Source organism: Streptomyces spiralis (genome assembly GCF_014654675.1).
Classification (GTDB): Bacteria; Actinomycetota; Actinomycetes; order Streptomycetales; family Streptomycetaceae; genus Streptomyces; species Streptomyces spiralis.
This window is the reverse complement of the sequence record NZ_BNBC01000006.1, coordinates 22,799-46,187: the sequence shown is the minus strand read 5'-3', so window position 1 is coordinate 46,187 and position 23,389 is coordinate 22,799. Positions and strand designations below refer to the sequence as shown.

At 72.5% G+C, this 23,389-nt stretch carries 17 protein-coding genes; 10 read left to right on the top strand and 7 right to left on the bottom strand.

Features of this window, described 5'->3' with window-relative positions; translation table 11 throughout:
- The first annotated feature begins 108 nt into the window (after positions 1–108).
- Positions 109–1,944, top strand: a complete 1,836-nt coding sequence (locus IE318_RS08695; protein WP_189898290.1) for a bifunctional metallophosphatase/5'-nucleotidase — start codon at positions 109–111, stop codon at positions 1,942–1,944.
- Between the two features lie 45 nt (positions 1,945–1,989).
- Here the strand turns inward: IE318_RS08695 and IE318_RS08690 are convergent, their stop codons facing one another.
- From IE318_RS08690 to IE318_RS08675, 4 genes are all read right to left on the bottom strand, one after another.
- Positions 1,990–2,640 (bottom strand): putative DNA-mimic protein, encoded by a 651-nt coding sequence (locus IE318_RS08690; RefSeq protein WP_189898287.1) that lies wholly within the window; start codon positions 2,638–2,640, stop codon positions 1,990–1,992.
- A gap of 80 nt (positions 2,641–2,720) precedes the next feature.
- A complete protein-coding gene (locus IE318_RS08685; protein WP_189898285.1) occupies positions 2,721–5,225 on the bottom strand; it encodes a dolichyl-phosphate beta-glucosyltransferase in 2,505 nt (834 codons plus the stop codon).
- Positions 5,222–5,923: a GntR family transcriptional regulator gene (locus IE318_RS08680; protein WP_189898283.1), complete on the bottom strand. Its 702-nt coding sequence runs from the start codon at positions 5,921–5,923 to the stop codon at positions 5,222–5,224. The genes IE318_RS08685 and IE318_RS08680 overlap by 4 nt, the downstream gene beginning before the upstream one ends.
- A gap of 164 nt (positions 5,924–6,087) precedes the next feature.
- The gene (locus tag IE318_RS08675; protein ID WP_189898635.1) at positions 6,088–7,443 is read right to left on the bottom strand and encodes an aspartate aminotransferase family protein; all 1,356 of its coding nucleotides are present in this window, start codon (positions 7,441–7,443) and stop codon (positions 6,088–6,090) included.
- Positions 7,444–7,731: 288 nt separating this feature from the next.
- Here IE318_RS08675 and IE318_RS08670 point away from each other — a divergent pair, with 288 nt between their 5' ends.
- Positions 7,732–10,176 (top strand): serine/threonine-protein kinase, encoded by a 2,445-nt coding sequence (locus IE318_RS08670; RefSeq protein ID WP_189898281.1) that lies wholly within the window; start codon positions 7,732–7,734, stop codon positions 10,174–10,176.
- A 22-nt stretch (positions 10,177–10,198) separates the two neighbouring features.
- Here the strand turns inward: IE318_RS08670 and IE318_RS08665 are convergent, their stop codons facing one another.
- Positions 10,199–10,948, bottom strand: coding sequence for an SLATT domain-containing protein (locus tag IE318_RS08665; protein WP_030180219.1), 750 nt, complete (start codon positions 10,946–10,948; stop codon positions 10,199–10,201).
- Between the two features lie 253 nt (positions 10,949–11,201).
- Between IE318_RS08665 and IE318_RS08660 the strand changes: the two genes are divergently transcribed.
- The 7 genes from IE318_RS08660 (at position 11,202) to IE318_RS08630 (ending at position 17,880) form a co-directional block, all read left to right on the top strand.
- A complete protein-coding gene (locus IE318_RS08660) occupies positions 11,202–11,546 on the top strand; it encodes a YbaB/EbfC family nucleoid-associated protein (RefSeq protein ID WP_037869563.1) in 345 nt (114 codons plus the stop codon).
- A gap of 82 nt (positions 11,547–11,628) precedes the next feature.
- Positions 11,629–12,228, top strand: a complete 600-nt coding sequence (gene recR, locus IE318_RS08655; protein ID WP_030180213.1) for a recombination mediator RecR — start codon at positions 11,629–11,631, stop codon at positions 12,226–12,228.
- Positions 12,221–12,880 carry a DUF5063 domain-containing protein gene (locus IE318_RS08650; RefSeq protein ID WP_030180210.1) on the top strand — a complete coding sequence of 220 codons (660 nt, stop codon included), beginning with the start codon at positions 12,221–12,223 and terminating at the stop codon, positions 12,878–12,880. The genes recR and IE318_RS08650 overlap by 8 nt, the downstream gene beginning before the upstream one ends.
- A 270-nt stretch (positions 12,881–13,150) precedes the next feature.
- Positions 13,151–14,428, top strand: a complete 1,278-nt coding sequence (locus IE318_RS08645) for an aspartate kinase (RefSeq protein WP_030180206.1) — start codon at positions 13,151–13,153, stop codon at positions 14,426–14,428.
- A gap of 52 nt (positions 14,429–14,480) precedes the next feature.
- Complete coding sequence (locus IE318_RS08640) at positions 14,481–15,533, top strand: aspartate-semialdehyde dehydrogenase (RefSeq protein WP_030180202.1); 1,053 nt, start codon at positions 14,481–14,483, stop codon at positions 15,531–15,533.
- Positions 15,534–16,126: 593 nt separating this feature from the next.
- Positions 16,127–16,702: a SigE family RNA polymerase sigma factor gene (locus tag IE318_RS08635; protein WP_189898633.1), complete on the top strand. Its 576-nt coding sequence runs from the start codon at positions 16,127–16,129 to the stop codon at positions 16,700–16,702.
- Positions 16,699–17,880, top strand: a complete 1,182-nt coding sequence (locus IE318_RS08630; RefSeq protein ID WP_189898278.1) for a hypothetical protein — start codon at positions 16,699–16,701, stop codon at positions 17,878–17,880. Before IE318_RS08635 ends, IE318_RS08630 begins: the two co-directional genes overlap by 4 nt.
- A gap of 36 nt (positions 17,881–17,916) precedes the next feature.
- Here the strand turns inward: IE318_RS08630 and IE318_RS08625 are convergent, their stop codons facing one another.
- Positions 17,917–18,714: an SURF1 family protein gene (locus IE318_RS08625; protein ID WP_189898276.1), complete on the bottom strand. Its 798-nt coding sequence runs from the start codon at positions 18,712–18,714 to the stop codon at positions 17,917–17,919.
- 154 nt (positions 18,715–18,868) lie between these two features.
- Here IE318_RS08625 and IE318_RS08620 point away from each other — a divergent pair, with 154 nt between their 5' ends.
- Entirely contained in the window at positions 18,869–20,728 is a 1,860-nt protein-coding gene (locus IE318_RS08620) for a S9 family peptidase (protein WP_189898274.1), read from the top strand.
- 274 nt (positions 20,729–21,002) lie between these two features.
- On the opposite strand, the gene IE318_RS08615 is transcribed toward IE318_RS08620, so the two are convergent.
- Positions 21,003–23,063 (bottom strand): NAD-binding protein, encoded by a 2,061-nt coding sequence (locus tag IE318_RS08615; RefSeq protein WP_189898631.1) that lies wholly within the window; start codon positions 23,061–23,063, stop codon positions 21,003–21,005.
- Between the last annotated feature and the right edge of the window lie 326 nt (positions 23,064–23,389).

Here is a 23,389-nt window from a genome sequence, read left to right as displayed (position 1 = left end):
GCCACTTCCTGGTTTCCGGCGGACCCGGGCAGAGGTCACGCTCTACGCGAGTAGTTCCGTACGGCATCGATATCTACACGCGTCACGTCAGCCTTTCAGGAGCCCTGTATGCCCGTCAGTCCCATGAACCGCCGGGAGTTCGTGAAGAAGTCCGCCGTCACATCAGCGGCCGTGGCCGTCGCGGGGACGGCCGGCGCGCCTGCCGCGCAGGCCGCGGAGGCCTCGCAGGCCGCCGGCCGCAAGCCCGAAAAGGCGCCGAAGACCTGGTCGTTCTCCATCCTGGGCACCACCGACCTGCACAGCCATGTCTTCGACTGGGACTACTACACCGACGCCGCCTACAAGGACGCCAAGGGCAACTCCGTGGGCGTCGCACGCGTCGCCACGCTCGTCAGGCAGCAGCGGGAGGCGAAGGGCGAGGACCGGGTGCTGCTCGTCGACGCGGGCGACATCATCCAGGGCACGTCACTGGCGTACTACTACGCGCGCGTGGACCCGATCACCGGAAAGGACGGCCGCAAGGGCCCCGTCCACCCCATGGCCGTGGCCATGAACCAGATGCGCTACGACGCCGCCGCGCTCGGCAACCACGAGTTCAACTACGGCATCGACGTGCTGCGGAAGTTCGAGAGCCAGTGCGACTTCCCGCTGCTCGGCGCCAACGCGCTGGACGCGAAGACGCTGCGGCCCGCCTTCCGGCCGTACACGGTGAAGCGGATCCGGGTCCCCGGAGCGCCCGACATCAAGGTCGGCATCCTCGGCCTCACCAACCCCGGCATCGCGCTGTGGGACAAGGACAACGTCAGCGGCAGGATGGCGTTCACCGGGCTGGTGGAGCAGGCGAAGAAGTACGTGCCCAGACTCAGGGCGCTGGGCTGCGACGTCGTCTTCCTGACGGACCACTCGGGTCTGGACGGCTCGTCCTCCTACGGCGACGAACTCCCCTACGTGGAGAACGCGTCGAACCTCGTGGCCGAACAAGTCCCCGGCATCGACGCGATCCTGGTGGGCCACACACACGTGGAGGTCCCGTCCTACACGGTGAAGAACGCGGAGACCGGCGAGGACGTGCTCCTGTCGGAGCCGTACTGCTGGGGCTACCGTCTCAGCGTCTTCGACTTCGAGCTCGAACTCCACCACGGCCAGTGGAAGGTGACGGGCAAGACGGCGCAGACCCTCAACCCCGACACGGTGGAGGAGGACCCGGAGATCACACGGCTGCTCCGGGCGGACCACGAGCTGGTGGTGAAGTACGTCAACACCCCGGTCGGCACCTGTACGCAGGACCTCTCGGCGGCCGAGTCGTGCTGGAAGGACGTGCCGATCATGGACTTCATCCACGAGGTCCAGATGAAGCAGGTGGCGACGGGTCTGTCGGCGTCGGACGCGGCGCTCCCGCTCATCTCCGTCGCGGCGCCCTTCAGCCGGACCGCCGACATCCCGGCCGGCGACGTCACCATCCGCGACATCGCCGGGCTCTACATCTACGACAACACCCTTTACGGCAAGAAGCTCACGGGCGCCCAGCTGAAGGAGTACCTGGAGTACGCGGCCAAGTACTACCACCAGGTCCCGGCCGGCACGAAGGTCGACACCGCGACCCTGACCAACGCCGACAACTTCTGGGACTACATGTACGACACCGCCGCCGGCGTCGACTACGAGATCGACATCGCCCAGCCGGAGGGCTCCCGGATCAAGAACCTGACGTACCAGGGCGCACCGGTGGCCGACGACCAGCTCTTCGTCGTCGCGGTGAACAACTACCGCGCCAACGGCGGCTCCGGCTACCCGCACATCGCGTCCGCCCCCATCGCCTACAGCTCCACCGACGAGATCCGCCAGCTGATGATCGACTACGTGACCTCGAAGGGCACCCTCGACCCGGCGGACTTCGCGTCGCCCAACTGGAAGCTGACCCAGGCCGGAACACCGGTGTTCTGACCGACGAGCGCGGGGCGGCCGGCACGGTGATCCGGCCGGCCGCTCTCAGCTGAAGACGATCATCGAGCCCTGGGCCAGGCTTCGGGTCGCCGCAGCATGGAGGCCGAGCCAGACATGGCGTTCGCGGGCGAAGGGGCTGGGGTCGTAGGGGGCGGGGGCGGCCGGTTGTTCCAGTTCCGTGGGGGCGGGTGGGGGTGCCGGGGCCGCCGGGGGGTTGGCCGGGTCGATGCCGATGGCCGGGGCGACGTGTTCCAGCTCGCGCAGCAGGGCCTGGGAGGAACCCAGTGGGCCGCCGCTCGCCAGGAGTTCGTCGTTGGACAGCGGCTGGGGGAAGTCCAGGGGGACGTACGCGCCCGCGTGGTCGTAGTGCCAGACCAGGTGGGACTGCTGGGCCGTGGACTCGAACATCTCCAGCAGCTGCTCGTAGTCGCCGCCCAGTTCGTCGACCGGGGTCAGCGGCAGGCCGCACACCTGAAGGAGGTAGGAGCGGCGCAGGAAGTGCAGTGCGTCGTAGTCGAAGCCGGCCACCGGCGCGACCTCACCGGACAGGCCCGGCATGTACTGGTACACCGGCACGGGCGGGAGCCCGTTCTCGGCCAGCACCTTGTTGTACTGCGCGAGTTCCTCGGCGAACGGGTTGTCGGGGGTGTGGCACAACACGTCGACGAGCGGTACCAGCCACAGGTCACAGGCCAAAGAGGGCTCCTCATCCAGTGTGAAGCACACGACACGGTCGGGAAAACGCGGTCAGGGAAGGGTAGTCGGTGCGGGTGCCGTCAGCTCCCCTCGTGCAGGTCCCATACCCACACCCCGCCCGTCCACTTCCCCGGACGGCCCACCAGCGCGGTGATCGCCTTGCGCAGCGGGCCGTCGTTGGGCTGCGGCGCGAGGACCAGGGCGCCCGCGTGCCAGTAGGCGAAGTCCTGCCGGGCCTGGGCCCGCCAGTTCTCGCCGATGGTGGGCACCACGCCGGTGTAGCGCACGTCCCGCAGCAGGTTGGAGGTGTAGCGCGGGGAGGCGCCGTAGATGCCGATGCGGTCGGGGCCCCAGGGGCCGTTGTAGTAGCCGCCGGGGAGCTTGAAGCCCAGGTGGGCCGCGGTCTGCCAGTGCAGGGCCTCGGCCGCGCCCGGGTCGGGCAGCGGCACCGGGACGAGTGACTCGCCGTCGCGGACGTACGGCTTCCACATGCCGTCCGCGATGAACGCCGGCACCGGCTCGCGGTCCACCGCCTTCAGCGGGGCGGGCACCAGCGGCAGCAGCGCGAGGGCGACGGCCATCAGACCGGCGTAGAGCGTGCTGACCTTGCGGGTCGCCGACAGCCGGGCCAGGGCGAGCGCGAGCAGCATGCCGAGCGCGGGGGCGCAGATCATCGCGACCCGGCCCTCGATGACCGACTCGAACAGCGGCTTGTGGGCGAGCAGGGCCCACGGGCCGGGGTAGACCGTGTCGGTCATCGGCAGGCGGAACTTCGGTCCCAGGGAGAGGAACGCCGCGCCGACCGCCGTCACCGCCAGCGCCTTCACCAGCGCCTGCTCCCACAGCCGTACGACGATCCCGAAGGCGAGCAGGACCAGTGGCCAGCCGTAGAAGGCGTTCTGCTCGGTGGTGTTGAGGGACAGGGCGTCGGCCCGTGTGGCGTCGCCCGCGAACAGGGAGCGTTCGGCGAAGGAGAGCAGGGCCAGGGGGCTGTTGCCCGCGTTGTCGCCGTGGAGCACGCTCTTGTAGCTCTGCGGGCCCGCGAACTGCCAGTACAGCGGGAAGGCGACGATCGGCAGACAGACCGCCCCGGCGATGAGCAGGCCCTTCAGCAGTGGCCGCCAGGCCGCCTTCGCCGCCTCCCTGTTCGCCATGCCGTAGGCGGCGGCGAACAGCGTCATGCCGATCGCCGCGAGCAGCAGCGGCTCCTCGCCCAGGAAGATCTGGTACGCCGTGAGCAGCCCCAGCACGATCCCGTCCCGGCGGACCCGGGTGCCCTCGCACAGCCGCAGCGCGCGGTCGACGATCAGTGGGATCATGAACAGGATCACGAAGTTCGGGTGCGCGTTGGCGTGGCTGACCATCGGCGGGGCGAACGCGGCAAGCGAGGCGCCGACGAAGGCCGCTCCCCGGTTCTGTACGACCCGTTTGACGATCAGCCAGTACCAGGCGGCGGCGGTCGCGGCCAGACCCAGGGCCATGCACACGCTGAGCGAGACCGCCGGGCCGAAGGCGAGCGTGATGGGGGCGAAGGGGACGGACAGGCCCAGCATGACCGTGTTGGCCATGAGGTTCACGCCGTCGGGAAAGCCCTGGAGGTCGGTGAAGAGGGGGTTGCGCAAGTGGGCCACGCTGTCCGCGGTGACCGCGAAGAACCACTCCCACTGGTTCTGGTCCTGGAGCGAGTCGGGGAGGTAGCGGTGACCGGGGTCGGTCAGCCGGCCTGAGTACAGCACCACCGCCATCACCAGGAAGGCGAGGACCGCGAGGACGTCGGCGCGCCGGGTGGTGCGCGCCTTGAGACGGGCGAGTTCGGCGAGGACCCGGCCGTAGTCGAGCGGGCCGACCTTGGAACCGGACTGGTGGGACCAGCGGACCGGGACCTCGGTGACGGGCCAGTCGGCGCGCCGGAAGTGCTGGAGCACCTCCACGTCGATGCCCCAGCCGTTGAGCCGGGACGCGGCGAAGGCCGTGCGGGCCCGCTCGCCGTCGAAGAGTTTGAAGCCGCACTGGGTGTCGCGGATGCCGGGCACCGCGATACGGCGTATGAGGACGTTCCCGGCGCGGCCCATCAGCTCGCGCACCCGGTGCTGGCGGCTGCCTATCGTCGCGCCGGGCACCGAGCGGGACCCGATCGCGGCGGCGCCGCCCTCGCCCATCGCCTTGTCCAGCCGCTCCAGCTCCTCGACGGGGGCGGCCAGGTCGGCGTCGGTGACCAGCACCCGCCGGCCGCGGGTGGCCGCGACGCCCAGGCGCAGGGCGTGCCCCTTGCCGCGGTTGCGCCCGCCGCCGACGAGCCGGACCCGCGGGTCCCGGCGGACGGTGACGAGGTCGCCGGTGCCGTCGGTGGAGCCGTCGTCGGCGACGACGACCTCCCAGGTGCCGAAGCGGCTCTCGTTGTCGCCGAGATACGTGGTGACGGCGTCCAGGGTGGGGCCGAGGCGCTCGTGCTCGTTGTAGGCGGGGATGACGACCGACAACTCGACCGGCGGCGCGTCGGCGGACTGCTCCCGGGCGCCGTACGGGTCGGCGGCGGACGCGTCGGTGGCGGACGGCTCCTCGGCTCCGGGGGCGGATCCGCTCATGCTCTTGCCATCCGGTCGGCCAGGGCGAGGGAGTGCGCGTTGTACGCGGCGAGGATCGCCCGGGCCGCCGGGGCGTCACGTTTCGCCAGTGCGTCGACGAGTTCGGTATGGCCGGACCACAGCACCCCGCGCAGATCGTCGAGCCGGCGCAGGTGCTGCACCGCGCACACCCAGGACTGCACGCGCAGCCGCTGCAGGAAGTCGGCGAGATGGGAGTTGCCGAACAGCAGGCCGAGCTCGCGCCAGAAGCGCAGGTCGTAGCCGATCAGCACGGTCAGGTCACCGGCGCGGGCCGCGCGTTGGGCCTCCTCGCCGCGCCGGCGCACTCCCGCGAGGGTGGCCGCCGTCCGTGGGTCCAGCGGGTCGCGCAGGGCCGCCCTCCCGGCGGCCATGGCCTGGAACATGCCGTCCGTGACCAGGCTGCGGGCCTCGATCATCTCGCGGAAGTCGGCCGGCGAGTACTCGCGCACATGGAACCCGCGGTGCTGGTCCGACTCCAGCAGGCCCTGTGCGGACAGATCGACGAGCGCCTCACGCACCGGGGTCGCGGACACCCCGTACTGCTCGGCGATCTCCTTGACCGTGAACTCCTGCCCAGGCTGCAGCCGCCCGGCCAGCACCTCGTCCCGAAGCGCCTCCGCGATCTGCTGCCGCAGGGTGCTGCGCGTCACGGCCGGGGTGCCGCTGATGCCGGGCATGGTCGGGCCCTCTCCCTTACGCGTGCGGTGGCATGCTCGTCGTCCTCGAACATACGTCCACGAGGTCGCGTACGTACGTATGTCTACGAGCACGCCACCTTACGCGTTCGGGTTCCCCCAACCGCCCAGTGAGGCGGGAACGGGGGTTTCCCGGATCCGGCGGGCTACTTCGTGTACTCGTCCGCCACCGAGAGGGCGGCGTCCAGGGCGGCCAGGCCCTCCTTCAGCTCGGCCTCCGTCACGTTGCACGGCGGCACCACGTGGGTGCGGTTCATGTTGACGAAGGGCCACAGGCCGTTCGCCTTCGCGGCGGCGGCGAAGGCCGCCATCGGCGCGTTCGCCTCCCCGGCCGCGTTGTACGGCACCAGCGGCTCGCGGGTCTCGCGGTCCTTCACCAGCTCCAGCGCCCAGAACATGCCGACACCGCGCACGTCGCCGACGCTGCTGTGCCGCTCGGCCAGCTCGCGCAGCGCCGGCTCCACCACCTCGGCGCCGAGCCGCCGCGCGTTCTCCACGACGCCTTCCTCGGCCATCACGTTGATCGTCGCGACGGCCGCCGCACACGCCAGCGGGTGCCCGGAGTACGTCAGACCACCGGGGTAGGCCCGCTTGCCGAAGGTCTCGGCGATCTTCCCGGAGATCGCCACACCGCCCAGCGGCACGTACCCGGAGTTCACACCCTTGGCGAAGGTCATCAGGTCGGGCACGACGTCGAAGAGCTGCGCCGCGAACCACTCACCGGTGCGCCCGAACCCGGCCATCACCTCGTCCAGGACGAACACGATCCCGTACTTGTCGCACAGCTCGCGCACCCCGGCGAGATAGCCGGGCGGCGGCACCATGATCCCCGCGGTCCCGGGGATCGTCTCCAGGATGATCGCGGCGATGCTCGACGGCCCCTCGAAGGCGATCGTCGTCTCCAGGTGCTCCAGGGCCCGCGCGCACTCCTGCTCCTCGGTCTCGGCGTAGAAGCGGGAGCGGTAGAGGAAGGGAGCCCAGAAGTGCACGACTCCCGAGGTGCCGTTGTCGGAGGGCCAGCGGCGCGGGTCGCCGGTGATGTTCACGGCCTGCTGCGTGCCGCCGTGGTACGAGCGGTAAGCCGAGAGCACCTTCGGCCGCCCGGTGTGCAGCCGGGCCATGCGCACCGCGTGCTCGACGGCGTCGGCGCCGCCGTTGGTGAAGAAGATCTTGTCCAGGTCGCCCGGGGTCCGCTCGGCGATCAGCCGGGCCGCCTCCGAGCGCGCCTCCAGAGCGAACGCCGGCGCGAACGTGGCCAGCCGTGCGGCCTGCTCCTGGATCGCGGCGACGACCTTCGGGTGCTGGTAGCCGATGTTCGTGTAGACGAGCCCGCTGGCGAAGTCCAGGTAGCGCCTGCCGTCGTAGTCCCAGAAGTACGACCCTTCGGCGCCGGCCACGGCCAGCGGGTCGATGAGCTCCTGCGCGGACCAGGAGTGGAACACGTGCGCCCGGTCGGCGGCCTTCACGGCGGCACCGACCTCGGGGTTCGGCTGGGGGCTCAGCGGGGGCTGAGGGGACTGAGGGGTCATGGCCGCGAGCGTAGATGTCCGGGATGCGGACCCGGCATGGGCGTCCTGTCTGCGCTCGGAGGGATTTAGCGACAGGTTGTCGGGGAGAGGGATGCGGGTACGGACGAGGCCTGGTGCCGGTACGGGCGGGCCGCTGTTACGGAACCGTAGACACCGGGCCGCTCCGTCACTCCCGGTGGCGGCACTATCCTCGGGCTGTTGGGCAGGGGTGTATCGGGGGATGTCGGACATCGGTCGGGCATCGGGGGGAGGCGCTGAGCCATGGAGAAGCTGGGGCCCGGGGATCCGCAGCGGATTGGTGTCTACCGGTTGCTGGCGCGGCTCGGGGCCGGCGGCATGGGGCAGGTGTATCTGGCCCGGTCGGACCGGGGGCGGACGGTCGCCGTGAAACTGGTCCGGCAGGAGCTGGCGCAGCAGGAGGAGTTCCGGGCGCGCTTCCGGCAGGAGGTGCGGGCCGCCCGGCGGGTCGGCGGCCACTGGACGGCACCCGTGCTGGACGCGGACACCGAGGCCGCCGTGCCGTGGGTCGCCACCGGGTACGTCGCCGGGCCCAGCCTGCAACAGGTGGTCGGGCACGACCACGGCGCGCTGCCCGAGCGTTCGGTACGGATCCTCGCGGCCGGTCTCGCGGGTGCGCTGAAGGACATCCACGCGGCCGGGCTCATCCACCGCGACCTCAAGCCCTCCAACGTGCTGGTCACCATCGACGGCCCGCGCGTCATCGACTTCGGCATCGCGCGGGCCCTGGAGACCGTCACGGACGGCGGCCTCACCCGGACCGGGGCGCTGGTCGGCTCGCCCGGCTTCATGGCGCCCGAGCAGGTGCGCGGCGACCGGGTCACGACCGCGGCGGACGTCTTCTGCCTCGGCTCCGTGCTCGCCTACGCGGCGACCGGCGCGCTGCCGTTCGGCACCGCCGACAGCGGGGTGCACGCGCTGATGTACCGCATCGCCGAGCAGGAACCCGACCTCCAGGCGCTGCCCGAGGGCATCGCCGACCTCGTCCGCGCCTGCCTGAAGAAGGACCCGGCGGTGCGGCCCACGCTCGACTGGATCCTCGACCGCACCGGCGCCGAGGACACCCTGGCCGACGGCCGCTTCCGAGACCCCTGGCTGCCGAGCGCCCTGGTGGCCCAGCTCGGCCGCCACGCGGTGCAACTCCTGGACGCGGAGAACCCGGAGGAACGAGAGCCGCAGGGGGCGCCGGGGGGTACGGCGGATGCGGTGACTCCGGCGGGGCCGGGAGCGGCGGGTCCGGCGGACCTGGCGGGTGCGGCGGGTCCGGTGGCGGGCTCCGCGGGCCCGGTGGCAGGGGAGGGGGGTAGGCCCGAGCTGACCAAGGGGGTGCAGGCGGGTCCGGCGGGGGCTGCCGCCGACTCCGGTGAGTCGGGGAGCCCTGGTGCTGGTGCTGCGGCCGATGCCGGAGCTGTTGCCGAGGCCGATGATGATGGTGCCGGTGCTGAAGCCGTTCCGAGTGCCGGCGCGGGAGCCGATGCGGGAGCCGCAGGGACGGCCTACGCCGCCGCTGCCGGGGATCCGCCCGTGCCGGGCCCCGCCGTCCCTGGTTCTCCGGCTGCTCCGGCTGTTCCTGCCGCCGCTGCCGGAACCCCGGCGGCTCCTGCCGCCGACGGCACTCCGGTCGTTCCCGGCGCCGCCGCCGGGACCCCGGCCGCCCCCGGTGCCGTTGCCGCGACTCCCCCTGCTCCCACCCCGCAGGATCCCGCCGCAGTCCGCCCGGCTCCTACAGAGCCGTCCGTCGCTCAGCCTCCGGCCGAGGCTCCCCGGCCGTCCGCCGGGCACGCCCCCGCGGCCCCCGGGGCCACCCCGCCCGTTCCCGGGCAGCCGGGCGGAGGCGGGGCGCAGCCGCCCGTCAATCACCTGCCCACCATGGTCGCGGGCCAGACGCCGCCGCCCGGGCCGGCGCCCGTGCACCCTGGCTACGGCTACCCGCAGCAGCCCGCCCCCGGCCCCTACGGCTATCCGCAGCAGCCCGGCGGCTGGGCGCCGGCCGGGGCGCACAACCCGTACAGCGGCCTCGGCGCGACCCCGCCGTACGGGCCGCCGCCGGTGGGGTCCACGCCGCCGTACGGACCGAGCCCGCTGCCCGCGCAGCACGAACCGCGCCGGGGCGGCCGCTCCACCGCCGCGCTGGTCGCGATGGCGCTGGTCGTCGCGCTCGTCGCGGGCGGATCGGTGTACGCCCTGATGCGCAGCGGCGGCGGCGACCACGACGACAAGGGCGGTCCCGGCCCCTCGCCGGCCGTCACGGCACCCACCACCCCCGCCGACGCGACGGACCCCGGCCAGTCGCCCACCACGTCGCCGCCCGACTCGCCCTCCCCGTCGGACGGCGTCGTCCCGGCCGCGTACCTCGGCACCTGGACGACGACGATCGACAACGCCTACGGCGCCAACCCCCGCCGCCTGACCATCAGCCAGGGCGACGTGGGCGACACGGTCCTCACGCTCGTCGCCGACGGCCCGCTGCAGGGTGGCGGCACCTACCACTGTGTGTTCCGGGCCGACCTGACCAGGAAGCCGGTCGACGGCGGTCCACTGGAGATCGGCCCGTCCTCGCTCACGGTCGGCCAGGGCACCCAGGGCTGCTCTCCCGGCGCGGCCACGCAGGTCAGCCTCCTGTCGGACGGCAGCCTGCGGCGCGTGAACACCACCACCGGGGAGCAGCTGACCTACACCAAGGAGTGACGGAGGCGACGGCGGCGGGCGGTCAGCGCGGCTCCGGGGGGCGTTGCCGGGGCATGTTGGGCCGGGCACCCCCCGGCGGCAGCGGAAGGCGCCCGCCTCCGGCGGCCCCCACCTCCGACCGGCCGGCGCCGGACACCGCCGACTGGAGGCCCATCGGCGCGGAGCCGATCCGGAACTCCACCATCCAGTCGGCCGTCTCGGTCCGGACCAGCTCGGTCACGTCCTCCGAGAACCGCCGCAGGACCGTCAGGCACCGCTCGGCGGCCTCGCTCGCCGTCCCCTCGGCCGGCCCCAGCACTTCCCGTACGTTCTCGGACGCCCAGTCGAACTGGAGCACCTGCAGCCGCCGCTGCACGGCCTGCGCGGTCGCCACGTCCCTTATCCAGCCGGAGGTCACCCCGAAGTACCGGTCGATGCCGACGCACGCCACGGACAGCAGCAGTGCCAGATATCCCCAGGGCGCCGCTCCACCGACGGCCCGCGTCAGGTCCAGCAGCGGCAGCGCCGCCCCGGCCACCGCCCCCACCGTGGCTCCGCACCGCAGCACCCGCGCCCCGCGCCGCTTCCACACCCGCTCGGCGAGGTACCAGGACGCGGTCTCGAGCGCGCCCCGCTCCACCCACCGGTACAGCTCGTCCAGCCGCTCGGCCGGCTCGCCCCAGTCGCCGAGCGGGAACGGCCGCCCGGTCAGGTCGCCCGGCCGCAGCCTGGCCGCCCCGTCGCCGCGCCCGTCCTGTCGCGAACCCTCGGGCTGCATCTCCGGCTGACCCACCCGGCACTCCCTACTGATCACGGTCTGTGACGCTGGCTGACGCGCCGGCCCCCTTCCTACCCCCCAATGGGTGGCGAAGAGGAGGGAAGCCTCGCTTTTCCGCCCGGAAGGGGGCCTTGATCAGGTATAGGGCCCACCCGCGACTCACTCGAAAGAGTGGCAGGGCGCCACCTCCCTGGACCACGTAGGCTCATGCCAGCGGGGATACTCCGCCCGGACATCCGGACATGCCGTACGAAAGCAGGAGCTGATCGTGATTCCCGGTGGTGGCCAGCCCAACATGCAGCAGCTGCTCCAGCAGGCCCAGAAGATGCAGCAGGACCTGCAGCGGGCCCAGGAGGAACTGGCGCAGACCGAGGTCGACGGGCAGGCGGGCGGCGGCCTGGTGCGGGCCACCGTCACCGGCGCCGGCGAGCTGCGCGCGCTGAAGATCGACCCCAAGGCGGTGGACCCGGAGGACACCGAGACCCTCGCCGACCTGATCGTCGCGGCCGTCCAGGCGGCCAATGAGAACGCCCAGACGCTGCAGCAGCAGAAGCTCGGCCCGCTGGCCCAGGGCCTGGGCGGCGGCAGCGGCATCCCCGGGCTGCCTTTCTGACCCCTCGGGGTGCCTTTCTGAGGGGCCGCCCGGCCACTACGGTTACCAAGCGAAGCAACACGCGGGAAGGGACGGCAGTCCGGTGTACGAAGGCGTGGTCCAGGACCTCATCGACGAGCTGGGGCGGCTGCCCGGCGTCGGTCCCAAGAGCGCCCAGCGGATCGCCTTCCACATCCTCCAGGCGGAACCGACGGACGTACGGCGGCTCGCCCAGGCCCTGATGGAGGTGAAGGCGAAGGTCCGCTTCTGCGCGACGTGCGGCAACGTGGCGCAGGAGGAGCTGTGCGGGATCTGCCGCGACAGCCGCCGCGACCCGTCCGTCATCTGCGTGGTCGAGGAGCCGAAGGACGTCGTCGCCATCGAGCGCACGCGCGAGTTCCGCGGGCGGTACCACGTCCTGGGCGGCGCGATCAGCCCGATCGAGGGCGTGGGCCCGGACGACCTGCGGATACGGGAACTCCTTGCCCGTCTCGCGGACGGCACGGTCACGGAGCTCATCCTGGCCACGGACCCGAATCTGGAAGGCGAGGCGACGGCGACGTACCTCGCCCGCATGATCAAGCCCATGGGCCTGAAGGTCACCCGCCTGGCCAGCGGCCTCCCGGTGGGTGGCGACCTGGAATACGCGGACGAGGTGACCCTCGGCCGCGCCTTCGAGGGGAGACGACTCCTAGATGTCTGACGCCACGCTGCACGCGACCAGCCAGAATCCGGACGACTTCGCGGTCCAGATCGCCGACCAGGTCGAGAGCTTCCTGGTCGCGGTCGCCGAGGTCGCCAGGGGCGACGAGCCCGACTCGGCGGTGCCGTTCCTCCTGCTGGAGGTCTCCCAACTGCTGCTGGCCGGCGGCCGGCTCGGCGCGCACGAGGACTTCGTCCCCGACGAGCGTTACGAGCCCGACTCCGGCCCGGAGCAGGACGTGGACATCCTGCGCGAGAACCTCGCCCGCCTCCTGGAGCCGATCGACGTGTACTCCGAGGTCTTCGACCCCTACGAGCCGCGCCGGGCCCCGGTCCCGGCCCGTCTCTCCGACGACCTCGCCGACGTCGTCACCGACCTGCGCCACGGCATGGCCCACTACCGCGCGGGCCGCACCACCGAGGCCCTGTGGTGGTGGCAGTTCTCCTACTTCTCCAACTGGGGCTCGACGGCCTCCGCCGTGCTGCGGGCCCTGCAGTCCATCGTCAACCACGTCCGCCTCAACCAGCCCCTGGAGGAACTGGACGGCCTGGACACCGACCAGGGCATGGGCGACGAGACCCTGGAGTTCGAGGCGGGCAAGGTCATGGCGGAGGAGATCGCGGCCCCGCTGGGCCTGCACGGGCCGCAGTGACCTGACGCCGGCGGCGGACGGTGATCCCGCCCCGCGCGGAAGGCGTTTGGCTCCGTTCTCCCCCTGCTCTCCGTGGTTTCTCCCCGTGCTGTGACCCCGGCCACGTTCCGAGTGCCGTCCCGTCCCCTGGGCATGAGCCGTCCTGAACGGCGGGCGCCGAAGATCTCACCATGCGATATCGCAGGGGGAAAATTCGGACGCTCGATAGACTGAGCCGACCGCACTGCATCTGCGCAAGTGCGATACACATGGACTGAGCGAGGAGCGCACGTGGGCCTTGTCGTGCAGAAGTACGGAGGCTCCTCCGTAGCCGATGCCGAGGGCATCAAGCGCGTCGCCAAGCGAATCGTGGAAGCGAAGAAGAACGGCAACGACGTTGTCGTGGTCGTTTCCGCGATGGGCGACACGACGGACGAGCTGATCGATCTCGCCGAGCAGGTTTCCCCGATGCCTGCCGGGCGCGAGCTCGACATGCTGCTGACCGCCGGAGAGCGGATCTCCATGGCCCTGCTGGCCATGGCGATCAAAAACCTGGGTCACAAGGCCCAGTCGTTCACCGGCAGCCAGGCAGGTGTCATCACCGACTCGGTCCACAACAAAGCCCGGATCATCGACGTCACGCCGGGCCGTATCCGGACCGCGCTGGACGAGGGCAACATCGCCATCGTCGCCGGTTTCCAGGGCGTCAGCCAGGACAAGAAGGACATCACCACGCTGGGGCGTGGCGGCTCCGACACCACCGCGGTCGCTCTGGCCGCCGCCCTCGACGCCGAGGTGTGCGAGATCTACACCGACGTCGACGGCGTGTTCACGGCCGACCCGCGTGTGGTGAAGAAGGCCCGGAAGATCGACTGGATCTCCTTCGAGGACATGCTGGAGCTGGCCTCGTCCGGGTCGAAGGTGCTGCTCCACCGGTGTGTGGAGTACGCCCGGCGCTACAACATCCCGATCCACGTCCGCTCCTCCTTCAGCGGATTGCAGGGCACGTGGGTCAGCAGCGAGCCGATCGAGCAAGGGGACAAGAAGGTGGAGCAGGCCATCATCTCCGGTGTCGCGCACGACACCTCCGAGGCCAAGATCACGGTGGTCGGCGTGCCCGACAAGCCGGGCGAGGCCGCCTCCATCTTCCGTACGATCGCCGATGCCGAGATCAACATCGACATGGTCGTGCAGAACGTGTCCGCCGCCTCCACCGGTCTGACGGACATCTCCTTCACGCTGCCGAAGACCGAGGGCCGCAAGGCCATCGACGCGCTGGAGAAGAACCGCGCCGGCATCGGCTTCGACTCCCTTCGCTACGACGACCAGATCGGCAAGATCTCCCTGGTCGGCGCGGGTATGAAGACCAACCCCGGGGTAACCGCGGACTTCTTCACCGCGCTGTCCGACGCGGGCGTGAACATCGAGCTGATCTCGACCTCCGAGATCCGCATCTCGGTCGTCACCCGCAAGGACGACGTGCCGGAGGCCGTGCGCGCCGTGCACACCGCCTTCGGGCTCGACTCCGACAGCGACGAGGCCGTCGTCTACGGAGGCACCGGGCGATGACCGTCCCCGCTGCCGCCGTTCCGTCGTACGGACGTGACGGAGGCGTACGACGATGACCGGTCGACCGACGCTCGCGGTCGTGGGAGCGACCGGAGCCGTCGGCACGGTCCTGCTCCGGATCCTGTCCCAGCGCGCGGACATCTGGGGCGACATCCGCCTGATCGCCTCGCCGCGCTCGGCCGGCCGCAAGCTGGCCGTGCGAGGCGAGGAGGTCGAGGTGGCCGCGCTTGCCGAGGAGGCCTTCGACGGGGTGGACATCGCCCTGTTCGACGTGCCCGACGAGGTCGCCGCCCGGTGGGCACCGGTCGCGGCCGCCAAGGGCGCGGTCGTGGTGGACAACTCCGGGGCCTTCCGTGCGGACCCGGACGTGCCGCTGGTGGTGCCCGAGGTGAATCCGCACGCGGCGCGCCGGCGCCCGCGCGGCATCATCTCCAGCCCCAACTGCACCACCCTGACCATGATCGTGGCGCTGGGCGCGCTGCACGCCGAGTTCGGGCTGCGTGAGCTGGTCGTCTCCTCGTACCAGGCGGTGAGCGGGGCCGGGCGCGCGGGCGTGGAGACGCTGCGCCGCCAGCTGTCCCTGGTCGCGGGCACGGAGCTGGGGACCAGCCCCGGTGACGTACGGCGCGCCGTGGGCGACGACACCGGCCCCTTCCCGGAGCCGGTGGCGCTGAACGTGGTGCCGTGGGCCGGGTCGCTGTGCGACGACGGCTGGTCGTCGGAGGAGATGAAGGTGCGGGACGAGTCCCGCAAGATCCTCGGGCTGCCGCAGCTGCCGGTCGCCGTGACCTGCGTACGCGTCCCGGTGGTCACCACCCACTCCCTGACCGTGCACGCCCGTTTCGAGGGCGAGGTCACCGTCGGCAAGGCGCGGGAGATCATGGCCACGGCACCCGGTGTGGTGCTGTGCGACGACCCGGCCGCGGGCGAGTTCCCCACGCCCGCCGACGTGGTGGGCACCGATCCGACATGGGTGGGCCGGGTGCGGCGGGCGCTCGACGATCCGACGGCGCTGGAGCTCTTCGTCTGCGGTGACAACCTGCGCAAGGGCGCCGCGCTCAACACGGCGCAGATCGCGGAGTTGGTGGCGGCCGAGGCGGACTGAGGGCCGCTCCGAGGCCGATTGGGGCCGCTCCGAGGCCGATTGGGGCCGCTCCGAGGCCGATTGAGGCTGCTCCGAGGCCGACTGGGGCCGCACCGAGGCCTGTTACCGGGGGGAAAGCCCTGGCCACGGCTCTGCTCCTTTGTAGGATCTGTGTAAATATGGTCGGATCAATGGTTCGTCACCACTTGGACCGTGCTGCCTCGGCGTCCGAAGATTCTCCTCCCCGCCCTCCGCAACCGCGCGGAGGGCGGGGAGCGTCTTTGCGGTCGCCCTTCGGGGGCGTGGGGACGCCGCGAGGGCGTGGGGCGCCCTCGTCATTTCACACATAGGGGAAGAGCGGGACGCATGAGGGCATGTGGGGCACCGGACGGGGTGCTGCCTGACGCGAGAACGTGGTCGGCCGCGTCGCTCGGCACACTCGGCGCGAAAAGGACGCCCGGCACGTACAACCCCCGAGGGGGGCGGCGTGTCCAACTGGCGTGGCAGAGGTACTCGACTTCCAAGCGGCGACCCGCGGCGGCCTGCGGCCGCGCCGTGCGGCGCTCCGACCGCTCGCACCTGGAATGTCCGGCTCGCCCGGCTCGTCCGGTGGCCTGCCGGTGATCGCCCCCATGCCCGCCGCGCGGCCCGCCCGCATACCGAACCAGCGTGACGGCGCCGAGGAGACCGTGGCGGCCGGCACCACCGTCGACCATCTCACCGAGACCTACCGCGCCCACTACCGCTCGCTGCTGGGCCTGGCCGCGCTCCTCCTCGACGACACCGCCTCCTGCGAGGACGTCGTCCAGGAGGCATTCATCCGCGTCCACTCCGCCCGCAAGCGGGTCCGTGACCCCGAGAAGACGCTCGCCTACCTGCGTCAGACCGTCGTCAATCTTTCGCGTTCGGCCTTGCGCCGCCGCATCCTCGGCCTGAAGCTGCTCTCCAAGCCGATGCCGGACATGGCGAGCGCCGAGGAGGGCGCCTACGACCAGCTGGAGCGCGACTCCCTGATCAAGGCGATGAAGGGCCTGCAGCGCCGCCAGCGTGAGGTGCTGGTGCTGCGCTACTTCGCGGACATGACCGAGGCGCAGGTCGCCGAGACCCTCGGGATCTCGCTCGGATCGGTCAAGGCGTACGGCTCACGCGGCATCGCGGCGCTCAGGGTCGCCATGGAGGCGCGGGCATGAGCGAGAACGCCGAGGGACGCGACTCGCACGAGCGCCACGAGCCGTACGCGTGGCACGAGCCGACGCGGCCGGAGCAGGACGACACGCAATCGCACGCTGGGAACGGACACGTGAAGCACAGCCCCGACGAAAGGGACCCCGAGGGGCTCGACCCGGACGAGCTGGCACTGCGCAGGCTGCTGCACCAGGCCGTCCAGGAGTTCGAGCCGCGTGAGGGCACGCTGGAGCACCTCCGGCGCGCCGTTCCGGCGCGGCGCGCCCGCAAGCGGCAGGCCGCCGTCGGCATGGCCGCCGCCGCCCTGTTCATCGGCACCGCCATCCCCGCGCTCGTGCACGTCTCCGACGCCGGCGGCTCCGGCGTCGACCCGGCCATCGCCGGCCAGGCCTCGCAGGCCCAGGGCGGCACCGGCCAGGGCAAGGGCCCGGACGGCGGGGAGGGCACCGCGAGCGGCGCCTCCGGCCGGACACCCGGCAAGGGCAGCAGCGGAAAGCCGGACGATCGCAGGGGCGACGGCAAGAGCGCCACCCCGGGCAGCGGGTCCGCCGGCGCCGGCACGGGCGGTCCCTCGGCCTCCGCCGACACCGGCGCGCCCGTGTGCACGGCGCCCCAGCTGGGCTCAGCCACCGCGACGATCGGCGCGCCCGACACCTCCGGCGCCGTCTACGGCACCTTCCGCGTCACCAACATCTCCAAGGGCAGCTGTACCGTCGGCGGGCCCGGCACGGTGACCACGCTGGCGCAGGGCGCCGCCGACACCAGCAAGATCAGCATGGCGCAGCACACCGCCGGCGACCCGGCCACCGCCCTGCCCGACCCCTCCACCGAGGTCTCCGGGCTGGTCCTCACGCCGGGCTCGGCGTACGAGGTGAAGTTCGCCTGGGTGCCCTCCGAGACCTGTCCCACCAGCGGCGGCACCGGCAACGGCGGCACCGAGACCGGCGCGCCCTCACCCGATCCGTCCTCCAGCCAGGACTCCGGCACGACGGGTGGCACGTCCGCGGGCACGGGCACCGACGCCGGCACCACGACCCAGCTGATGACGGAGGACGGCGGCACGGCCGAGGGCAGCGTCGTGGTCTCCCACACGCCGGAGGCGGGCTCACCGGCGGTCTCGGCGACGGTGCCGAACGCGTGCGCGGGCACGGTGTACCGCACGGGGGTGCTGGCCGCGTCGTAGGGGCGGCGAGCCCGTGGGGCGCGTGACCGCGAGCGGTCACACCGCGGCGGCCTGCTCGCCCTTCTGCTCCTCCGGCTCCGGCACCAGTCCCAGCTCCGCGTCCCGTACGGCCTCCACCTCGCGCCGTACGAGCCGGAACCACATGAAGACCACGAACCCGGCGAAGACGAACCACTCGCCGGTGTAGCCGAGGTTCTGGAAGGCCTTCAGATCCAGCCCGGTGTTGTCCGGGGCCTTGGCCGGCACCGGCTTCATGCCGGAGTCGGCCTTGTCGAGCGTCACCCACGCGTCGTACACGTCGTACGGCACGAGGTTGACCAGCGAGGCGGCGCTGATCGCCGAGGTCTGCCCGGCCGGCAGGCCGCCCTGTGCGCTGACCCCGTTGTCACCGGGCGTCTCGGACGCCTGGAGCGCACCGGTGACCGAGACCTCGCCCGTGGGGGGCGCCGGGGCCTTCGCGGCGTTCGCGTCGCCCGGCAGCCAGCCCCGGACGACCGGGAGCGCCTTGCCGGAGTCGGTGCGCAGCAGCGTCAGCACGTAGAAGCCGCGCTTGCCGTCCAGCTCACGGCCGGGGACCAGCAGCTGCTTGCCGTACCGGCCGGTCGCGGTGGCCCGCATGCCGGAGGTCCGCTTGTCGACGGGCAGCAGCCGAGCCAGCGGGCGGGGGGCCTGAGTGCGGTCCGAGGCGGCCTGGGCGTTCGCGGTCCGGTGCTCCTGCACCCGCGCGTCGAACCGGCTCAGCTGCCAGGACCCCATGAAGATGCAGAACGGGATGGCCAGCAGCACGAAGACGTTGATCCCCCACCAGCGGGGCGTCAGCAGAAACCGGTACACGCCCTCAACGGTACGGCCCCCGGCCGGGCGGTCCGGTCGCGGGGTCGGGGTGGGGCGGAGTTTTCCACAGGTTGCCCGGGGCCGGACGGGTCGGTTGTCCACAGGCTGGGGAGCGGGGCGGCGCGTTGTCGGTGCGGCCAGGCACTATGGGGCCATGACTGAGAGCAACGGGTCCGCGGCGCAGGACCAGCGGGACGGGCAGGGCCGGACGGCCGGGCGGGACCGGCAGGAGCCGATGCCGGACTGGGAGAAGCGCTTCCGGGCGCCCCGGGTCTCGCTGCCCGACTGGGCGGAGGACGCACCCGACCGTTCCCTGTTCGTGTCGAACGCGACGGGGACGTACGAGCTGTACGCCTGGGACCGTGCGAGCGGCGAGCAGCGCCAGGCGACGGACCGGCCGAACGGCACGACGGAGGGCGTGCTGTCCCCGGACGGCGAGTGGATCTGGTGGTTCGACGACAAGGACGGCGACGAGTTCGGCGTCTGGCGTCGCCAGCCGTTCACCGGCGGCCCCGACGCGGCGGCCGTACCCGGCCTGGAGCCCTCCTACCCCGCGGGCCTCGCGCTCGGCCGGGACGGGCGTACGGCGGTCGTGGGCCGCTCCACGGACGAGGACGGCACGACGATCCACCTCGCGCGCGTGGGCTCGGACGAGGACCCGGTGGAGATCTACCGGCACCGGGAGTCCGCGGGCGTCGGCGACCTCTCCCACGACGGCTCGCTGATCGCGATCGAGCACACCGAGCACGGCGACGCCATGCACTCGGCGCTGCGCGTGCTGCGCCCGGACGGCACGCCGGTGGCCGAGCTGGACGACACCAAGGGCGGGACGCTGGAGCTCGGCCTGGAGGTGCTGGGCTTCGCCCCGGTCGACGGCGACACCCGGCTGCTCGTCGGCCACCAGCGGCGGGGCCGCTGGGAGCCGCTGGTGTGGGACGTGGCGACGGGCGAGGAGACGGACCTGGAGCTGGACCTGCCCGGCGACGTGAGCGCCGAGTGGTACCCGGACGGCAGCGGCCTGCTCGTCGCGCACAGCTTCGAGGCCCGCAGCGAGCTGTTCCGCTACGACCTGGTCGGCCGCGAACTGACGCGGATTCCCACCCTGCCCGGCACGGTCTCCGGGGCGACGGCCCGTCCGGACGGCAGCGTGGAGTACCTGTGGTCGTCGGCGGCCGAGCCGTCCGCCGTCCGCTCCACGAACGGCGGGGTGGTCCTGGACCCGCCCGGCATGAAGTCCCCGGGCTCGGTCCCGGTGGAGGACGTCTGGGTGGACGGCCCCGGCGGCCGCATCCACGCCCTGGTCCAACGGCCGGCGGGCGTGGCGGGTCCCCTGCCCACGGTCTTCGACATCCACGGCGGCCCCACCTGGCACGACAGCGACTCCTTCGCCGCGGGCCCGGCCGCCTGGGTGGACCACGGCTACGCGGTGGTCCGCGTCAACTACCGCGGCTCCACGGGCTACGGCCGCGCCTGGACGGACGCCCTGAAGCACCGCGTCGGCCTGATCGAGCTGGAGGACATCGCGGCGGTCCGGCAGTGGGCGATCGACTCGGGCCTGGCCGACCCCGAGCGCCTGATCCTCACCGGCGGCTCCTGGGGCGGCTACCTCACGCTGCTGGGCCTGGGCACGCAGCCGGAGGCGTGGACGCTGGGCATCGCGGCGGTCCCGGTCGCCGACTACGTCACGGCGTACCACGACGAGATGGAAGCCCTGAAGGCCATGGACCGCACCCTGCTGGGCGGCACCCCCGAGGACGTCCCCGAGCGCTTCGAGGCGTCCTCCCCGATCACCTACGTGGACCAGGTCAAGGCCCCGGTCTACATCTCCGCCGGCGTCAACGACCCCCGCTGCCCCATCCGCCAGATCGAGAACTACGTCAAACGCCTCCAGGCCCGCGGCGCCGTCCACGAGGTCTACCGCTACGACGCCGGCCACGGCTCCCTCGTCGTGGACGAACGCATCAAACAACTCCGCCTGGAACTCGACTTCGCCGAGCGCCACTTGCCGAGGTAGGGCGGTCGGCCGCCGTGGAGGGCGGCACGGCGGAGTCCGGGTCGGGGCACGAGCCCTGGGGTGCAGGGGCGGAGCCCCCGCGGGGGTCTGGGGCGGAGCCCCAGGGGGTGCCCTCTCATCTCACCGAGACGGGTGGGCAGGTGGGAAACGGGGTCCGGGGCGAAGCCCCGGTGGGGTCAGGGGCGAAGCCCCTGACGGGGTCGAAGGGGCGGAGCCCCTTGGAAGGGACGGGTGGGGGCGGCGGGGGCGGGACCCGGAGGCCCGCATCCGCCGCCTACGTCACCGTCCGCTGCCGGGACCGGCGGCCGAGGAGCTCCGCGAGTCCGCGCCGCGTCGCGGCGAGCACCACGCGGTCCTCCTTGCGGAGGACGTACGTGGCGGGCAGGTTCCAGAGCAGGCCCGAGGCGCGTCCCCCCTCCTCGGCCGCCTGCTGGGCGGCCGGCTCGCGACGGCCCTGCGCCGCCGCTCCCTGCCCCGCGTCCGCACCAGCACCAGCGCTCGCACCCGCACTCGCACTCGCCGAGGCGTCCGTGTCCAGCGCCAGCACCCGCCAGTACCCGGCCCGGAAGGCCTCCGCGACCGTCCTGCCCTCAAGCTGCGGATGCCCGTCGACGTCCACCGACGCGAACAGCAGCACCCGTCGCTCCACCGGGATCGCCCCCAGGATCTGCCGCCCGAACATCGCCCCGGCGAACGCGGGCGCCGCCAGGTGCGACACGCTCCGGCTCCGCGTCTGCGCGTGCGGGTGCGCGGCCCGCAGGGTGCGGTACACCGCGGTCGCGAAGTCGTCGTCGTACAGCCGCAGCACCACCCGCAGATCGGGCCGCACCGACCGGGCGTACAGCACGGCCTCCAGGTTCGTGGTGTCCGCGCTGGTCACCGCGAGCAGCGCGGTGGCGCGGTGGATCTTCGCGGACTCCAGCACGCCCTCCTGCGTGACGTCCCCGAGCACCACCGGCACCCGCAGCCGCCGCGCCGTGGCAAGCCCCCGCGCCTCGGGGTCCGACTCCACGCACACCACCGGAATGCCCAGTTCCCGCAGTCGCGTCAGCACCCGCGTGCCGATCTTGCCCAGCCCCAGCAGCACCACATGCCCGCCGAGCCCGCGCGGCGGCTTGCGCAGCGCGGACGCCGACCGGAACGTACCCAGCGCCTCCAGCACCGCCGCCAGCAGTACCGGCAGCAACAACAACCCGACCAGCCCGGACAGCAGTTGCAGCACCTGACGTCCGGTCGGCGCCCCGATCGCCGGATCGTCGATCGCGAACAGGTCCAGCAGCGTCAGATAGAGGGCACCGAGCGGATGGACCCCGGTCACCAGCCACAGCGCCACCGCGAGCGCGAAGACGCACCCCACCAGCCCCGCCAGCGACCAGCGCAGCCGCCGTGAGAACAGCGACGTCAGCGGGGGAACGGCCCCGACCCCCACCCCGCGCCCCGCGGCACCCCGGCCGGCGGCGTACGACACCTGCTCCAGCACCACGGTCCCGCGGCCGGTGGCCTCGCGTACCGCCGTCTCGTCCGGCAGCAGGTGGGGGCGCTGGTCGCCGCTGCCCTCGGACCCGTCCGCGCCGGCCGGATCACCGCTGGTCGCCGACAGCAGCGCGAGCGTGCACAGCCCGGGGTCGGCGACCTGTCCCGGTGCGGGCGGCTGCCGCTCCACCGCGCGCAGCAGCAACCCGTCCGTCTGCACCACCTTGGTGGTTCCGAGTGCGGCACTGGCGGCGAGCGCGGGCGCGGCCGTGTCGGCGTCGGACAGCACGGTAGTGGAGGCGTCGGCGCCCAGCCAGGTGTCGTCGTCCCCGGTCGCCAACGCGGCGGCCTGGTCGAGGAGTTCCTCGATGTGCTGCCCCAACCGCCGGTTGTACAGGCGCAGCACGAGCCGCAGCCGCGGGTTGAGCCGACGCGCGGTCAGCGCGGCACGGATGTTGGTCTCGTCGTCGTCGTACACCAGCGCCATCGCGGTCGCCCGGTCCACGCCCGCCTCCGCGAGCACGGCCTCGGTCAGCTCGGCGGCCTCCAACACCCGGTCGGCGACAGGTGCTTGACCGCCCGGAGCGCCCTGACCTCCCTGACCTCCCTGACCTCCCTGACCGCTCTGGCCGCCCTCACTGTCACGGTTGCCGTTGCCGCCGCCCCCGTTGCCACCGGCCCGGCTCACGGCCGCGCTCACCACCCGGTCCAGCAGCGCCGACGCCGCGCGGACGCGGCCCACCACCGGTGGCCGTACCGAGCGCCCGGAGGGCGGCACGACCAGCGTCACCTGCTCGCCGTACACACCGCGCAGCTCGGCGGCCAGCCGGTGCGCCAGGCCGTCGTCACCGCACACCACCATGTGCGCGCCGGCCGCGTCACCCGGCGCACCACCCTGATTCGGAACGCTCCCCACGAGGGGACAGACTGCCTCACCGGGACGGGTGGTTCCACCGACGGACACCGCACGACCCGCACGACCCGCACCATCCGTACGATCCGCACCACCCGTACGACGAGACGTGGCACCGGCGGGAAAACCGTTGGTTCCCGTGGCCGGACGCGGCCTAGACTGGCGGCACTTCGAAGAGACCTCCCCGGAAGTACGCCGCAGAGCGGGAGCGTCCCGCCTCGCCGAGTCGTCGTGCCGAGGCGCAGGAGAGGGCGGCAACTGTCCTTGTCGACCCG

What these genes read in the sequence shown, in the direction of transcription:
- IE318_RS08695 (WP_189898290.1), top strand. Translation starts at nt 109, where the DNA reads ATGCCCGTCAGTCCCATGAACCGCCGGGAGTTCGTGAAGAAGTCCGCC.
- IE318_RS08685 (WP_189898285.1), bottom strand. Translation starts at nt 5,225, where the DNA reads ATGAGCGGATCCGCCCCCGGAGCCGAGGAGCCGTCCGCCACCGACGCG.
- IE318_RS08680 (WP_189898283.1), bottom strand. Translation starts at nt 5,923, where the DNA reads ATGCCCGGCATCAGCGGCACCCCGGCCGTGACGCGCAGCACCCTGCGG.
- IE318_RS08670 (WP_189898281.1), top strand. Translation starts at nt 7,732, where the DNA reads ATGGAGAAGCTGGGGCCCGGGGATCCGCAGCGGATTGGTGTCTACCGG.
- IE318_RS08650 (WP_030180210.1), top strand. Translation starts at nt 12,221, where the DNA reads ATGTCTGACGCCACGCTGCACGCGACCAGCCAGAATCCGGACGACTTC.
- IE318_RS08640 (WP_030180202.1), top strand. Translation starts at nt 14,481, where the DNA reads ATGACCGGTCGACCGACGCTCGCGGTCGTGGGAGCGACCGGAGCCGTC.
- IE318_RS08630 (WP_189898278.1), top strand. Translation starts at nt 16,699, where the DNA reads ATGAGCGAGAACGCCGAGGGACGCGACTCGCACGAGCGCCACGAGCCG.
- IE318_RS08620 (WP_189898274.1), top strand. Translation starts at nt 18,869, where the DNA reads ATGACTGAGAGCAACGGGTCCGCGGCGCAGGACCAGCGGGACGGGCAG.
- IE318_RS08615 (WP_189898631.1), bottom strand. Translation starts at nt 23,063, where the DNA reads ATGGTGGTGTGCGGTGACGACGGCCTGGCGCACCGGCTGGCCGCCGAG.